Source organism: Staphylococcus pasteuri (assembly GCF_030547725.1).
Lineage (GTDB): Bacteria > Bacillota > Bacilli > Staphylococcales > Staphylococcaceae > Staphylococcus > Staphylococcus pasteuri.
The window spans coordinates 1-411 of the sequence record NZ_JAUOQO010000048.1 but is presented as its reverse complement, the minus strand read 5'-3'; the positions used below and the strand labels follow the sequence as shown (position 1 = coordinate 411).

Here is a 411-nt window from a genome sequence, read left to right as displayed (position 1 = left end):
AGCCAAGTCTGCGCGCAGCAAATGAGGGTTTTGCGTCCCTGACCACACAGTTACTTTATTGGTACTGACATCGGCAACACCACAAGAAGGGCCGATAGAAGCATGCATTTGATAAGGCCATACATAAGTGCGCTGCATCCGCTGCTCAGCGTTTTCGATGGCCGTTTCAACATCTCCTTCATCTAATAAAGTACGCTGCGTTGACGGGTTAGCCCGTACCGCATGCGCTAAGTCTGTTAGATCAGGGAGGTCGGGGTTAGGTTTCCAATGGACCTTTAGCTCTTTCATGGCACGAATCGCATTCTCTTCGCGCTCTGCCACCACCCCAATAAAATCACCAATGACTTCGATAGCCACAACGCCCGGAATATGCGATATCGAATCTCGCTCGACTTCCAGTAAACTTTGGCC

Annotated in this window: 1 protein-coding gene; it reads right to left on the bottom strand. The window is 50.4% G+C overall.

The window, feature by feature from the left end; genetic code table 11:
- Positions 1 to 357, bottom strand: a 357-nt coding sequence (locus tag Q4528_RS12735) for a molybdopterin cofactor-binding domain-containing protein (protein WP_303521837.1), incomplete at its 3' end; no start/stop codon positions are given.
- Positions 358 to 411: the final 54 nt, after the last annotated feature.